At 44.6% G+C, this 15,104-nt stretch carries 13 protein-coding genes and 1 pseudogene; all 14 read left to right on the top strand.

Features of this window, described 5'->3' with window-relative positions; all coding sequences use genetic code 11:
* Positions 1-12: 12 nt before the first annotated feature.
* The 14 genes and pseudogenes from U5R06_06235 to U5R06_06170 all read left to right on the top strand — a co-directional run bounded on the left by U5R06_06235 (position 13) and on the right by U5R06_06170 (position 14,867).
* Positions 13-1,272, top strand: coding sequence for a Glu/Leu/Phe/Val dehydrogenase (locus tag U5R06_06235; protein ID MDZ7722419.1), 1,260 nt, complete (start codon positions 13-15; stop codon positions 1,270-1,272).
* A 72-nt stretch (positions 1,273-1,344) separates the two neighbouring features.
* Entirely contained in the window at positions 1,345-2,682 is a 1,338-nt protein-coding gene (xylA, locus tag U5R06_06230; protein ID MDZ7722418.1) for a xylose isomerase, read from the top strand.
* A gap of 51 nt (positions 2,683-2,733) precedes the next feature.
* Complete coding sequence (locus U5R06_06225; GenBank protein ID MDZ7722417.1) at positions 2,734-3,324, top strand: DUF4416 family protein; 591 nt, start codon at positions 2,734-2,736, stop codon at positions 3,322-3,324.
* Positions 3,315-4,313, top strand: coding sequence for a phosphoribosylformylglycinamidine cyclo-ligase (gene purM / locus U5R06_06220; GenBank protein MDZ7722416.1), 999 nt, complete (start codon positions 3,315-3,317; stop codon positions 4,311-4,313). Before U5R06_06225 ends, purM begins: the two co-directional genes overlap by 10 nt.
* Before the next feature lie 11 nt (positions 4,314-4,324).
* Positions 4,325-5,353 carry an NAD(P)H-dependent glycerol-3-phosphate dehydrogenase gene (locus tag U5R06_06215; GenBank protein ID MDZ7722415.1) on the top strand — a complete coding sequence of 343 codons (1,029 nt, stop codon included), beginning with the start codon at positions 4,325-4,327 and terminating at the stop codon, positions 5,351-5,353.
* Between the two features lie 21 nt (positions 5,354-5,374).
* Positions 5,375-6,670, top strand: a complete 1,296-nt coding sequence (asnS, locus tag U5R06_06210) for an asparagine--tRNA ligase (GenBank protein MDZ7722414.1) — start codon at positions 5,375-5,377, stop codon at positions 6,668-6,670.
* Complete coding sequence (locus U5R06_06205) at positions 6,667-6,945, top strand: acylphosphatase (protein ID MDZ7722413.1); 279 nt, start codon at positions 6,667-6,669, stop codon at positions 6,943-6,945. The genes asnS and U5R06_06205 overlap by 4 nt, the downstream gene beginning before the upstream one ends.
* Positions 6,946-6,962: 17 nt before the next feature.
* Positions 6,963-7,484, top strand: coding sequence for an adenine phosphoribosyltransferase (locus U5R06_06200; protein MDZ7722412.1), 522 nt, complete (start codon positions 6,963-6,965; stop codon positions 7,482-7,484).
* A gap of 57 nt (positions 7,485-7,541) precedes the next feature.
* Positions 7,542-8,602 (top strand): annotated as a pseudogene (buk, locus tag U5R06_06195) (butyrate kinase).
* A gap of 15 nt (positions 8,603-8,617) precedes the next feature.
* Entirely contained in the window at positions 8,618-9,709 is a 1,092-nt protein-coding gene (locus tag U5R06_06190; protein MDZ7722411.1) for a bifunctional enoyl-CoA hydratase/phosphate acetyltransferase, read from the top strand.
* Complete coding sequence (locus tag U5R06_06185; GenBank protein ID MDZ7722410.1) at positions 9,645-10,073, top strand: hypothetical protein; 429 nt, start codon at positions 9,645-9,647, stop codon at positions 10,071-10,073. The genes U5R06_06190 and U5R06_06185 overlap by 65 nt, the downstream gene beginning before the upstream one ends.
* Positions 10,074-10,097: 24 nt before the next feature.
* Positions 10,098-11,378, top strand: coding sequence for a hypothetical protein (locus tag U5R06_06180; protein MDZ7722409.1), 1,281 nt, complete (start codon positions 10,098-10,100; stop codon positions 11,376-11,378).
* A gap of 51 nt (positions 11,379-11,429) precedes the next feature.
* Positions 11,430-12,959: a hypothetical protein gene (locus U5R06_06175; GenBank protein MDZ7722408.1), complete on the top strand. Its 1,530-nt coding sequence runs from the start codon at positions 11,430-11,432 to the stop codon at positions 12,957-12,959.
* Between the two features lie 84 nt (positions 12,960-13,043).
* Positions 13,044-14,867 (top strand): PorV/PorQ family protein, encoded by a 1,824-nt coding sequence (locus U5R06_06170; protein ID MDZ7722407.1) that lies wholly within the window; start codon positions 13,044-13,046, stop codon positions 14,865-14,867.
* The last annotated feature ends 237 nt before the right edge of the window (positions 14,868-15,104 follow it).

Here is a 15,104-nt window from a genome sequence, read left to right as displayed (position 1 = left end):
AGGAACAGTGTCATGGCTAAAGATGGTGTATTCGCAATGGCGCAGCATCAGCTTGAATCTGCAGCGCAAAAGCTAAACATTAATCCGAACCTGGTCAGGGTAATGCGTGAACCCGAGCGCGAACTCTCTGTTTCATGTCCGGTGGTAATGAACGATGGCTCGATCCAGGTGTTTAAAGGCTATCGTGTACAGCACTCCAATGCCAGAGGGCCCTGTAAAGGCGGGATTCGATTTCACGAAACCGTAACAATTGATGAAGTCAAGGCGCTGGCGATGTGGATGACCTGGAAATGTGCGGTTGTTAATATTCCCTATGGCGGAGCCAAGGGCGGTGTTCAGGTTGATGTTACAAAGCTTGCCAAAGAAGAAAAATGCAGACTGACCCGGCGCTATACAGTCGCAATTATGCCTATTATCGGTCCTCACCGTGATATTCCTGCACCGGATGTAAACACCAATTGGGAAACCATGGGCTGGATCATGGATACGGTTAGTATGTATCAGGGTTCCACAGTCCTGGACATTGTGACCGGAAAATCAATTGAACTGGGCGGAAGTCTGGGCCGTAAAGAAGCCACTGGACGCGGTGTTATGTTCAATACCATAGAGCTTTTAAAACGACTTGAAAAAGAACCTTCGGAAACCAAAATCGCTATTCAGGGATTTGGTAATGTGGGCAGTGTCAGTGCAGTTCTGCTCAAAGAACGCGGTTGTAAAATTGTAGCGGTCAGTGATGTGAGCGGCGGCTATTACAAAGAAGACGGACTGCCGATCGAAGAAATGATTCGATACTGTGAACAATCGCATTTTAATTTGCTGGAGGGATTCCAGGCACCCGGTGTAGAAAAAATAAATAAAGATGAAATTCTCCAACAGGAGGTAGATATTCTTGTACCGGCTGCCCTTGAAAAGCAAATCCACAAGGGAAATGCTGATAAGGTCAAGGCAAAGATTGTGGTTGAAGGCGCCAATGGTCCCACCACACCGGAGGCTGAAGAAATCCTGACCGACCGAGGTGCTATTATTATTCCCGATATTCTGGCCAACAGCGGCGGCGTGATTGTGTCCTATTTTGAATGGGTGCAGTCTATTCAATCCTTTTTCTGGGATGAGGATGAAATTAATCGGAATCTTGAAAAAGCCATTAAGAAAAGTTTCGCTGCGGTTTGGGAATTGGCTGCTGAAAAAAAGGCAACATTGCGCGATGCGGCAATGATGATTGCTGTGAAACGGGTGGCGTCTGCTATGGATGCCAGAGGCATTTTCCCATAGGCTATTGGAATCAATGAAACAGAGAATGTGTTAACCAAGAGATAATCAGTTATAAAAAAAAGAGGTGTCCCTATGTCTGTAAACGTAACAGTGGGAAACAAGGAATATTTTCCTTCGATTTCCAAAATCAAGTATGAAGGCCCGGATTCAAAAAATCCTTTGGCATACAAATGGTATAATCCGGATCAAAAGGTCGCCGGAAAAACAATGAATGAGCATTTCCGTTTTGCTGTTGCCTATTGGCATACATTCTGCGGAACCGGAGATGATCCGTTTGGTCCCGGTACCCAGGCTTATCCTTGGCTAATTGGTGATGACTCTATGCAGGTGGCTAAACAGAAACTGGATGCCGCGTTTGAATTTATCACCAAACTCGGTGTCCCCTTTTACTGTTTTCACGACCGGGATATTGCTCCTGAAGGTAAAGATGTTCAAGAATCTGAAGATAACCTAAAGACATTGGTCGAACTTGCCAAAGAAAAGCAAAAGGAATCCAGCGTAAAACTGCTTTGGGGCACGGCAAATGTTTTCTCAAATCCGCGCTACATGAACGGCGCCGCAACAAATCCCGACTTTGACGTGCTGACACACGTGGCAGCCCAGGTTAAAGCCGCTATGGATGCTACCGTAGAATTGGGCGGTGATAACTATGTCTTTTGGGGCGGTCGTGAAGGATATTTTTCACTTTTGAATACAGATATGAAGCGTGAAATCGAACATCTCGGCATGATGCTGACCAAAGCGCGAGATTATGGGCGTGATATCGGTTTTGATGGCAATTATCTGATAGAACCCAAACCCATGGAACCCACAAAGCATCAATATGATTATGATACATCAACCGTGATTGGGTTCCTGCGTCATTTGGGCCTGGATAAGGATTTTAAAATCAATATCGAAAACAATCATGCGACGCTGGCCGGTCATACACTTGCTCATGAAGTCCAGACCGCAGTGGATGCCGGTATGTTTGGCAGTCTCGATATTAATCAGGGTGATCCTCATAATGGCTGGGATACCGATGAATTCCTTCACAATATTTACGATGCCGTAGAACTGATGCTTATCCTGCTGCAAAATGGCGGAATCGGCAAAGGCGGTATGAACTTTGATTCAAAGCTGCGACGGAGTTCAACCGATTTGCAGGATATTTTTATCGGACATATTATGGCAATGGATACGATGGCGCATGCATTATTGATCGCTGACCGGATTCTGTCAGAATCTGATCTTGTCAAAATGAAACTGCAACGATATGAGAGCTTTGATTCTGGCAAGGGCGCCGATTTTGAAAAAGGAAAATTGTCCTTGACTGAATTGAGAGATCTTGCAGTTGAGAAAGGGGAACCTCAGCAAAAAAGCGGACAGCAGGAGTTGTACGAAAGCATTGTAAATCAATATATTCGATAACACGAGAAAACCAGAGTATTTTTATACTCTGGTTTTTTTTGTTACCGGTTCATGTTCTTCTTGATTTTCTTTGTATTAATAGCCATATTATTATCCGAGATGGGAAAAATACGAAAACCAGACAAAGTTTGCTTAATATCCGCGATTTGTTACGCTGAATATTCAGTGTATGAAAATGTATTATCCCGGTTAATCTCTGAATTTGGTGAGGTTGCAGTATTTTCGGAAATGTTTTCTTTTAAACATACTGAATATTATGCAAAAGAAATGGGAGAAACGCTGAAAAAGCAGTTTATTGTCTTCAAATCATTTATTATTCCGGATAGATTGCCGGAAATCAAGTACAAGACGAATACGATAGAAAATGAATTCAAAATACAGAACCGCCGTCAAGCCAATATTGATCCGGGGTATATCGAACCCCCAAAGCTGGTACTGGCGACCACAAAGAATTACAGTCACAGAATATATATTCAGAATGGAATTTACGGAGATATAGAACTGTATTGGCGGGATGGCAGGTTTAACATCTATCCGTGGACATATCCGGACTATCAGCAAGAGTCCTCACTGCTATTTTTTACGCAAATACGACAAAGATACATTGAACTGATCAAAAAAGGAAAAGAATTTTGGGAATAAGTTATAAAAACTCCGGTGTGGATTTAAGAGCTGCTGAAGATTCAACAAAAAAAATCGGGGGTCTTGCTGATGCCACATTTAACCAGCATGTTTTGAACGGTATTGGGCTTTTTGCCGGATTTTATCAGATTGATTTGGAAAAATATCCAAATCCTGTTGTTGTAACAAGCATAGATGGTGTGGGTACCAAGTTAAAGATTGCTTTTGCCCTGGGCATACATGATACAGTCGGACAGGATCTGGTTAATCACTGCGTCAACGACATTATGACCTCCGGCGCAGACCCTGTGGCGTTTACTGATTATATCGGCACAGTGGATTTAAAGCCGTCTACCATCGAACACATTGTACGCGGCATGACCACGGCCTGTAAACAAAATGATTGTGCCTTGATTGGCGGTGAAACAGCAGAAATGCCGGGATTCTATTCACCCGGTGAATATGATATTGCCGGTTCTATTATCGGATTGGTTAATCAGGAAAATATCATCAATGGAGAAAAAATAAAATCGAAAGACATCTTGATTGGAATTCCCTCTAACGGGCTGCATACCAATGGCTATTCTCTTGCACGTAAAGTAATACTTGAGCATAAAAAAATCGACCTAAAAGCTTATGATTCAGATCTCGGAATGAGCTGGGGCGAAGCGCTGTTACAGATTCACAAAAGCTATCGTCATGCGATCAGGCTGGTGAGGAATCATCCGGGGTTGCATGGAATCAGTCATATTACCGGCGGTGGAATTGTCGGTAATACCAAACGATTACTCCGCGGTAAAACCCTCAACATAGACTGGCAAGCCTGGGATGTTCCTTCGATCTTTAAAATGCTCCAGCAATACGGTGAAATTTCCGACAAAGAAATGCGCCGGACTTTTAATCTTGGCATCGGACTCGTATGTGTAGTTGATCCCGGTCATTCAGAAGGCATTTTTGATATATTAAAATCAAATCATCAAGAGCCTGTTTATATCGGTGAAATTAAATAACGGAGCTTGTTGTGCACGAGAGCAATTCGACAAATATTGCAGTTTTGGGGGCCGGAAGTTGGGGCATCACATTGGCTATCCATTGCCAAAAAACAGGACACCATGTGAAGCTGTGGGAATTTGATCCAAAAGCAGCCGAAAAACTTAACAAAGAACGGCAACGAGACGAGGTACTGAAAGGCGTAAAAATACCTCGTGATATTCATATCAGCAGTGACCTAAATGACGTTGTTCAGAATGCGCACTTGATTATTTCAGTTGTACCGTCTCATGTGGTCCGTCCTGTCTTTAAAAAGCTGAATACGGTAAAAACCCTGAATACGACTGCAGTGATTGTCAATTGCAGTAAAGGTATTGAAAATGATTCATTATGTCGGATTTCAGAAATTGCCGGTCAGGAGTTGTCGCATTTGACGGCTTCACGGTATGCGGTTCTTTCCGGACCAAGTCATGCCGAAGAAGTGAGTCAGGATATTCCCACAGCCGTTGTCGTCGCATCAAAAGATGAAGCCATTGCTCGCTATGTGCAGCAAATGCTCACCAGCAAAATGTTCCGGATTTACCGGACCCCTGATGTGGTGGGGGTTGAACTCGGCGGTTCTCTTAAGAATGTCATTGCGATTGCCGCAGGTATCTGCGATGGGGCCGGTTTTGGCGATAACACCAAGGCTGCTCTGCAGCCGCGTGGATTAGCCGAAATAGCACGGCTTGGCAGCTATTTTCAGGCAAATCCGATCACGTTTTCAGGGTTGTCGGGTATCGGTGATCTGATTGTGACCTGTATGAGCCGCCACAGCCGGAACCGCTATGTGGGAGAACAAATCGGAAAAGGCAAAACACTTGATGAGGTGCTTGAAGAAATGACCATGGTGGCCGAAGGCGTACGCACTTCGGAATCTGTGGTACAGCTTGCAAACAAACACAAAGTTGAGATGCCGATATGTGAGCAGGTTTATGAAATACTTTATCACAACAAAGAAGCCAAACAAGCGCTCAGTGATTTACTGAATCGGGAAGTGAAACCGGAAATTTGGTATTAGGAAGCACGAGAAAGGATCAACATGGAACAGAATGTATGCATCTCTGATGTTGCAAATTACGCGGGACAAACGGTAAACCTCGCAGGTTGGGTTTACAACAAAACCGGCAAAGGAAAACTGCAGTTTATTATGCTGCGGGATGGAACCGGATTGATTCAGGCCGTTATCTTTAAAGGTAATGTCAGTGAAGAGACATTTGAGGCCTGTAAAGAACTGACTCTGGAGAGTTCAATCATCGTAACCGGTGAAATCACCGAAGATCAGCGGGCTAAAGGCGGCTATGAACTTCAGGCCTCTAAAGTTGAAATTATACAAATCGCTGAAGAATATCCGATCTCTCCCAAAGAGCATGGTATAGATTTTTTAATGGATCACCGTCATCTTTGGCTGCGTTCTTCACAGCAGCATGCCATTTTAAGAATTCGTCATGAAATTATCAAATCATGCCGTACATTTTTCGATGAGCATGGATTTACATTGGTGGATGCCCCCATTTTTACTCCGAATGCCTGTGAAGGCACAACCACATTATTCGAAACAGATTATTTCGAAGAAAAAGCTTATCTCACCCAAAGCGGACAGCTTTATATGGAAGCCGCTGCGATGGCTTTCGGGAAAGCTTACTGTTTCGGGCCCACTTTTCGCGCTGAAAAGTCTAAAACCCGGCGGCATCTTACAGAATTCTGGATGATCGAGCCGGAGATGGCCTATTGCGATCTATCCAAAGATATGGATTACGCAGAACAGATGGTTGAATACATTGTTCAAAATGTCCTCAATAACAGAGCTCAGGATCTGGACTATCTTGAACGAGATCTATCCAAATTGGAAAACATAAAAGCGCCCTTTCCCCGAATCACATATGATGACGCGGTTGAAATCCTAAAAAAAGCCGATGCTGATTTTACACCGGGCGATGATTTTGGTGGTGCTGATGAAACAATTATCTCGCAGGAATTTGACCGTCCGGTTATGATTACACATTATCCTTCGAATATCAAAGCGTTTTATATGAAACGGGATTTTGAGAATCCCGCTAAATCCCTTTGTGTGGATATGATCGCCCCGGAGGGATACGGAGAGATCATTGGCGGCGGACAGAGGGAGGATGATCTTGGTAGTCTTTTACAAAGTATAAAGAAACATGACCTTCCTGCTGAAGCATTTAAATGGTACGTGGATTTGAGACGTTACGGCAGCGTACCGCACGCCGGTTTCGGTCTGGGGATTGAGCGTACCGTGGCATGGCTCTGCGGCAGACATCATGTCAGAGAAACCATTCCATTTCCACGAACAATGTCGAGGTTATATCCATGAGTATGGAACGGGCAAATATTACTGTATCCGGAAGAGTACAAGGTGTTGGATTTCGATTCTTTGTCACACAAAAGGCGAGAGATCTAAATATTTCCGGTACCGTCAAAAATGAGATGAACGGAACTGTGTCGGTTAATGCAGAAGGAGAAAAAGACAATATTGAACAATTCATTGTTCACTTGTACCAGGGACCGTCCATGGCCCGGGTGGATGATATCGATACACAATGGGTTGAATACACAGGTAAATATCAGGGATTTCGAACCGTCGGATAAGCATGAGGAATGATAAAATGCTGTTGCAAGAGCTGATACGTAATGTACAGGATTTTCCCAAGCCGGGAATCGGATTTAAGGACATCACGACACTTGTCGGAGACGCAGAGGGATTGCATGATTCCGTCATTCAAATGCTGGCTCCGTTTGATGAGACTAAAATAGATGCTGTTCTCGGCATCGAGTCAAGAGGCTTTATCTTTGCCGCCGCTATGGCTTTTCATCTCAACGTGGGCATGGTTCCCGTGCGTAAACCGGGCAAATTGCCATATGAAACAATCTCTGAAAAATATGAACTCGAATACGGCCAGGATTCATTGGAAATTCATACAGATGCTGTTAAATCCGGCGATCGGATGCTTATCGTCGACGATCTTCTGGCAACCGGCGGCACGGTTGAAGCCACCATACGGCTCGTCGAACGGCTGGGCGGCAAGGTGCTTGGATGCTCTTTCCTCGTTGAACTTGACTTTTTAAAAGGCCGGGAAAAATTGAGTGGTTACCAGGTAGAATCGATTATTCATTATCAATCTGAATAGTATTATACCATAACTGTTTAACACAACGTAAAATACGATATTTTGGAAAGGTCATACGTGTATCGGATATTAGTGATCAATCCGGGTTCAACATCCAGTAAAATTGCCGGTTATAAAGGACCGACGGTTGAATTTAACAGTTCGATTCATCATGATAAAAACGAATTGGAGAATTACCGATCAATTCAGGAACAACTGCCTTTTCGACTTGAGTGTATCAATAAGGTATTACTGGATCGGGGACTTGATGTCGCGGATTTTGATGCCTTTGTAGGCAGAGGTGGGCTTTTGCGTCCGATTGAGAGCGGAACATTTAAGGTCAACGAGCGGATGTTAAAGATCTCCGATCAGGAAATCGAGGAGAACATGCATCTAATTTAGGTGCTCTGTTGGTCTATGATTTTGCAGCCAACACCGGCAAACCCGCTTTTATCGTTGATCCTGTCGTGGTCAATGAACTGGCTCCGGCTGCTCGACTCTCGGGTCATCCTGAATTTGAGCGCAAAAGCATATTTCATGCATTAAATCAGAAAGCTGTGGCTCGAAAACTGGCTGAATCGATGGGCAAATCCTATGAACAGGCTAATTTTATTATCGCACATATGGGCGGCGGCATAACGGTGGGCGCTCATCAAAGAGGGCGCGTCATTGATGTGAACAATGGTCTTGACGGTGAGGGACCCTTTTCAGCCGAGCGTTCCGGCACTTTGCCGGCGGGAGATCTGATACGTGCCTGTTATCGCCATGGATCGGAAACAGAGATGCTTAAAAAAGTAAAAGGTCAGGGCGGATTGATGGCTTATTTGGGGTCGAATGATTTTGAATTCATTATGCGAAAGTTCAAACAGGGAGACGAACAAACCCGATTGACGGTTGAAGCGCTGGCGCTTCAGATCTCAAAGGAAATCGCTGCGCTTAGCGCCTCGCTTTTCGGCGTCATTGATGCCATCGCTTTGACAGGCGGGTTGGCGTTGAGTGAGACATTTATCCATATGATTGTACCGGCGGTCAAACATCTGGCCCCGGTAAAGATATTCCCGGGTGAATTTGAAATGGAAGCTTTGGCTTTTGGCGCATTACGGGTATTAACAGGAAAAGAACAAGCAAAGATTTATTAGAGGCGGATAAGCGCTATGATTACATCATTCGATGAAATGGTTCAAAAAGTCAAGGACAGGCCCAGTAAGACCATTGCCGTGGCCGGCGCTGAAAGTAAAAGTGTGCTTTCAGCAGTCGCACATGCACAACAACAAGGCCTGGCTGATGCAGTACTTGTGGGAAATCGTGAAAAAATCATACGAATCAGTGAAGAATATCAGATTGATATCAGTCCGTTTGATTTGGTCAATACTTCCGATGAAACCCAGTCTGTTGTCAGATGTCTGCAATTGGTGCGCGAGAAACTGGCAGACACTTTGATGAAAGGCACCTGTTCCACGGCAACCTTGCTCCGCGGCGTGCTCGAAAAAGAGCACGGACTGCGTCACGGAAAACTATTGTCTCATATAGCCGCTTTTGAATTGCCCACTTATCACAAACTGCTGTTTATGAGCGACGGCGGTATGAACATTTATCCGGATCTGGACGCCAAAATCGGCATGATTGAGAATGCTGTACAGGTTGCCAAATCCTTCAAAATCCGTAAACCCAAAGTCGCCATGGTCACCGCCCTGGAAAAAGTCAACCATCAGTCCATGCCCTGTACTGCAGATGCTGCTGTAATCTCTAAAATGTCTGATCGCGGTCAGATTATAGATTGCATTGTTGATGGTCCGCTCGCCCTGGACAATGCGCTGGATAAACAAGCATGCGATATCAAAGGCATTAAAAGTCCGGTGGGCGGAGACGCGGATATTTTGATCTTTCCATTTATTGAAGTGGGCAATGTATTTTACAAAGCAATGACTTGTCTTACTGACTGCAAAACTGCAGGAATTGTTATGGGTGCCAAGGTGCCGGTTATCGTTTCATCACGGTCGGATTCTGAGGATGCCCGCTATTATTCCATTGCATTAGCCATGTTAATTGAGTCGAGCTGCCATGATGAAAAATATCAACCTGATAATATTATTATTGTTTGCACTGTTGCCGGTTCAGAACGTTTGGAGTCAGAAATCAGTGGCCATTTCTGCCCAAAATGGCTTTATCAGACGATACAGAGTGGAACAAAATACTTACAGTTATGGACTGGCCGGGCGTTACCGCTATGGAAACCGCGGCGCTGAAATCAAGCTCGATTATATGCAGGAATCCTATGAAAAGTATGAGGTCAAGGCCAATACATTGCACCTTTCGGCCAGTTATTTGTATTTCCCCACTTTTTTTGTTTACTTTCTAATTGGCGCAGGTGTTAATTTTGAAGAATACACTCAAGCCTGGGAACCGATTCCGAATGAGTATAAAAATGAAACCATCGGGCTGATCGTAACCGGTATGGGAACCCGAATCCCCTTGGCTGACAATTTGTCATTTTCATTAGATGTACGTTATATCATGCAGGATAATGACTTTGAATATCTGCCGCTGCACAAGGATTTCAATTATTATTATCAACTCAATTTACTGATTTCCTATATTTTATTTCAATGATCCCTAAACGCATGGCCAAAGATTATGAAATACTTTAACCTTTGCTTTTTTGTCCTGACTTTTGCCGGACTGACCGCGGCTTTTTCTCAGCCGGAATCTGTGTGGGAGGATAGTCACCCCTTTCAGCGTACTTTTGGTGAAAATGGCGTGATCGTGGACACGGTTGCAATGCTGGAGCCTGTTTTTCAGACTATCCAGCACGAACTGGCGCAAGAGTTCAAGCTGGATGGTATTGAATGGATTTTTCCCTTTGATCGCTTTGATCTCAGTTCTGCAGTCGATGTGGACAATATCTCTGCAGCTATCGGCGATACATCCAACTCGACATATATGATCACCGATCAGCAGGCAAACCGGATTATCATCTATGACCGCTTTGCCAATCAAATCATCAATGACCTGACAAATTTTTCATATTTTTCCCCGATGGACGCGGATTTCATGACAGACAACGGCAGGGCCCGATATATTGTAGCTTTCTCAGGCGGAAACCGGGTGGTCATTATCAACCATATCAACCGGGTCATTTGGGAATATGGAGAAAATAATGAACTGGATTCACCGTCTGATGCAGTTTTTATCAATAATACGGCAGGAGAATATCTCGTTGCGGACAAGGGTCGTGACCGGGTTATCATTGTCAATGATGACAAGGATATAGTGTGGCAACTGGCGGGCGATACCTTGAACAATCCGGTCGACGTCGAGTATATTGCCTCATCAGACAGCACATCCCCGGACGAAATATTAATTACAGATCAAGGAAACCACCGGGTTCTGATCGTCTCCAGAGAGACCAAAGAAATCCTCTGGGAATTCGGTGCAGATTCCAGCCTGGATGAGAACAGGCTACTGAACACTCCCAAAGACGCTGATCGCCTGAGAAACGGTCATATTATCATTGCTGATGCCGGCAACCAGCGAATTATTGAAGTGGACCGGGCAGGGGAGTACTTTTGGGAATTTTCAAACCCGGTTTCCGGTATCGAAGATGTAGATGTGGAACTATCCGACAAATTGCTGGCTGTTCAGGAATTTACACCTGACAGCAGCCAGCCTGCGCAAAAGAAAAAATTGCCGGCCATATTAGGATTTTCCACGGTGATTAAAGCATCTCCTGTCTATAACGTGGATAAAAAAGTGAATTTCCGGCAGCTGCTCTGGCTGGCCGATACACTCACTCAGGCCACCTCCGTCAAGCTGCAATTCAGATCATCCGCAGATTATTTCAGCAAAGACGATCAATATCCGCTATGGCGCGGGCCGACTGGTGATACAACATCATATTATATCCTTTCCGGTTAAAAAATCAACGACTCTCATCGCGGCCATCGATACTATCAGGTGCGTGCCAGGATGGGAACAGAAAATCCGCGAAAAGCACCTTCACTCGAACAACTCTGGGTGCGGTACTTTTTCTATGACTCGGATATCGATCCGGCGCCGCGGATTTATACCACACAAATTCCCGGATCGGAAGTCTCGACAGAAGATGTATCCATAAAGTGGAATGCTTTGGAATACAAACAGGTGCTTCCGAACGATCCGGCTGAGCGGGACAAAGTGCGGTTTAGCTTTCAGATCGTGGACTATGAAACAGGCAGTGTGCTGATATCGGATCTTCCCTGGCGCCCGGAAAATACAGTTACGCTCGATCTGTCTCAATACACGGCGCTGAATGGCATCAAACGCATCTACCTGAATGCCTTTCCCTATACCACAGCCCAATATTTGACTCCCAAACTCCGATCCTGGAGAATCACCTATCAACTCTATGATTCCACTCCGTCAAATATTCAGTTTGTCGGACCGGACCGGACTGAAGTGGAATCCTATACCGGGACCACCAGTCTTCCGCCCGAAAACGAAAGCGAGAATCCCGGCAAAGTATATATCATGCTGGACGATCGTAATCTCGAACAGTCACAGTCATCCATTGATATGCCTGTAAAAGCTGTGAATTCCGGAGATATTGAACACGTTACATTATCTTTGACGGCTCCGTTTCAGGCGTTTTCTCTAATTGACCCTGTACCCATCCGTATTGTTAATGGGACAGCTCTTGTTCATCCGGAGAATGATACTCTGGAAGTATCGGACAGAGATTTGATTACGGTGTCGTATCAGGACCCGGATGACCCGACTGACCGGTCTCAGGACACAGTCACAGTAATTATGGGAACCAAAGGCGAGATTTATATTGAAAACTCAAAAGCCGAGGTATTGTCAACGGCTCATATCGGCGATTCACTTTATGCCCGGGTGACCGGTGAGCATGATAAAAACCTGAACACACAGGGTGCCGATTCCATTGTAGTTGTGCTGAGAAATTCAGTAATCAATGACAGTGAGTTTTTGTATCTCTACGAATTGAAAAATGATGCGGGAATCGAAAATACCGGCAACTTTAGATCAAGTCGCGGGCTGTTGCTAAATGATGATAAAAACTGGGCCCCGGATGACAGTGTGCTTTTTGCTCAGCATGGTGATGTGATTCAGGCTGTGTATACGGATAATTTTACACTGGTCAGCTCTGTGAGTGTGCCGGATCAGGAGCCTGTCGACGATGATTTTTCCGACACAGCTTATAAATTACAGATCGCTCCCAATCCGTTTCGGGAATCCACACATGGCAACTTTCGCCTTCGCATTTTTTCCACTGTCGGCAATCTGACTCTTGACAAACTGGAAATATTCAATTTGTCCGGCCAACGTGTGAGACAAATTCAGGGTGATGAAATCACAATCAGCAATGCAGCAAATCGTACTATAGAAAAAAACAGGTACGGCATTATTGAGAACTGGTGGGACCTTTCTAATAATTCCGGCCATAAAATCAGCAGCGGTACCTATTGGGGTAAAATTCACAGGAAGGCTTGCCAATGAGAACACGGGCTCTATGAAACAGGTATCCGCGTTCACCAAATTTGTTGTGATACGCTGACACCGGTATAACGAGGGTTTTATATTATGAATAGAACTTTTCTGCTATTCTTTTTACCATTGTTCTTTACCTGTACAATCGGCTGGGCTCAAAACGGGGCGGGGTATCATGGCGCCGAATTTTTAAGCGTTCATCCTTCAGCGCGTCGGGTGGCGCTGGGTGATGCCGTAACAGCTATACCTCATGATATCAATGCCGTTCGTTATAATATTGGAGCCGTTGGAGGGTTACGTCACACTCTGCTTACTGCAAATTTTCACAAATGGATTGATGATACTCAGCAGGGATCTTTGGCTTTTGGCTACCCTCAACCCTGGGGTGTGATAGCCGGCGGGTTGTCTTATTTTGATGAAGGCGAAATTCAGAGAATGGATCAGGACTTTTTCAGCACCGGGGAAACCATTCAGAGCGGCGATATGATGCTGTCTCTCGGGTACGGCAATTGGTATAAAACCGAACGGTTTGAACTCGACTTTGGGGTTTCTTTCAGCTATATGCATCAGAATCTTGCCGGTGAAACATCAAATGCAGCAGGTATGGATTTGGGCATGCAGCTGCATATACCGTATGTGTCGTTCGGTGCAGCTGTTCAAAATATTAGTTTGAATAAAGTCCAGTTTGACACTTATAAAACTCCGCTTCCGCGAACCATTCGTACCGGAATAACCGGACATGGGAAAATATACAACGCTTTGACCGGTTTGCTGAGTAGTGATTTAATCTGGATTCGCGATCAGGACGCAAGCATACATCTTGGCGCTGAAATCATCTATAATCAATTATTGGCTTTGCGTGGTGGCTATTCACTGTCCGGCAGCCGAGTTACACCATGGGCGCTGGGATTCGGGCTCTATATCCCGGCGGAATGGCTGAATAATTCACTGGCACGAATTGATTATGCTTATGCACCTATACAAACATTTGAAAGTTCAGCCCACCGGTTTTCGATCCACTTTGCAATGAATAAACTAAAGACTCAAAAATACGATCTGAGCGGCATCAGACAGCGTTTGCAATCTGAAATTGATCAGGCACAGCAAGCTCGAATGAAAATAGAAGAAGAAAAAGAAGCGGCACAAAAACTGCTGGATCAGATCAATGAGCGGCTGGCCAAAATACAGGAAATTGCGGATTCGGATAATCGCATCGAAATTGTCCCTGATAAATCCGACCGTCGTACGCTCACGGTTGTGATGAAGCAGATCAACTTTGACTTTAACAAGTGGGAGATAAAACCTGAATATTTCAATACGATGCACAATATTGCGGATATTTTGAAAACGTATCCTGAAGCTCAGGTGCAGGTATCCGGTCATACCGATTCTATCGGCACTGACCCGTATAACATCCGCCTTTCTCACAAGCGGGTGAACCGTGTCATTTCATTCCTTAACGAGCAAGAAGATATTCCTGAAAATAAATTTTTTATGCCGGTTGGTTATGGAGAATTGCGGCCGATTGCGTCAAATGCAACTCCTGAAGGAAGAGCGGAAAACCGCCGCGTTGAATTTAAAATATTCAGTTTTGACAAGCCGCCCAAAGTTCCCAAAGCCTCTGCAGTATTCGATGTTCTCAAAGCTGACGAGACATCAGTGAAAATTCAGTGTAACGGCAAGACCGATCCCAAAGTCAATTCATTATCCGATCCGCCAAGAGTGGTGCTTGATCTCTCGGATGTATATATCATGGCCGATAAAAAAGTGATACCGCTAAATACCGGTCCGTTTCAGCAGGCAAGGCTCGGATTTCATTCTGAAAACCGTTTTACCCGCGTAGTGCTGGATCTGGAACGTAATGTCAAAATTGACGTTAAAGTCATTCAGGATTATATTATTGTCAATGCCGATTAAGCTGATCTTGCATTTCGATATATTATTGATTATAATACAAGTTAATAAATAGGACAACAGGAGAGAAAATGAAAAAATCTTTATTAGCTTTTTTACTGTTTTTATTCACGTATGGATGTGGGTCTTCTCCGGAAAATTTGATGGCGCAACAGTCCAAATTGGCAATTTATCATTCTAACGATATTATGGGCTATCTTACGCCCTGCGGGTGAAAGACAGCGCGATATGGCGGGTTAG

Source organism: candidate division KSB1 bacterium (assembly GCA_034521575.1).
In the GTDB taxonomy this organism is placed as follows: Bacteria; Zhuqueibacterota; Zhuqueibacteria; order Residuimicrobiales; family Krinioviventaceae; genus JAXHMJ01.
Note: the sequence above shows the minus strand (reverse complement) of the source record. Positions and strands in the feature narration are given on the sequence as shown.

Bases quoted from the DNA above. Each gene is read 5' to 3' on its own strand.
- U5R06_06235 (MDZ7722419.1), top strand. From the start codon at position 13: ATGGCTAAAGATGGTGTATTCGCAATGGCGCAGCATCAGCTTGAATCT.
- xylA (MDZ7722418.1), top strand. From the start codon at position 1,345: ATGTCTGTAAACGTAACAGTGGGAAACAAGGAATATTTTCCTTCGATT.
- U5R06_06225 (MDZ7722417.1), top strand. From the start codon at position 2,734: ATGTTCTTCTTGATTTTCTTTGTATTAATAGCCATATTATTATCCGAG.
- asnS (MDZ7722414.1), top strand. From the start codon at position 5,375: ATGGAACAGAATGTATGCATCTCTGATGTTGCAAATTACGCGGGACAA.
- U5R06_06205 (MDZ7722413.1), top strand. From the start codon at position 6,667: ATGAGTATGGAACGGGCAAATATTACTGTATCCGGAAGAGTACAAGGT.
- U5R06_06200 (MDZ7722412.1), top strand. From the start codon at position 6,963: ATGCTGTTGCAAGAGCTGATACGTAATGTACAGGATTTTCCCAAGCCG.
- U5R06_06190 (MDZ7722411.1), top strand. From the start codon at position 8,618: ATGATTACATCATTCGATGAAATGGTTCAAAAAGTCAAGGACAGGCCC.
- U5R06_06180 (MDZ7722409.1), top strand. From the start codon at position 10,098: ATGAAATACTTTAACCTTTGCTTTTTTGTCCTGACTTTTGCCGGACTG.
- U5R06_06175 (MDZ7722408.1), top strand. From the start codon at position 11,430: ATGGGAACAGAAAATCCGCGAAAAGCACCTTCACTCGAACAACTCTGG.
- U5R06_06170 (MDZ7722407.1), top strand. From the start codon at position 13,044: ATGAATAGAACTTTTCTGCTATTCTTTTTACCATTGTTCTTTACCTGT.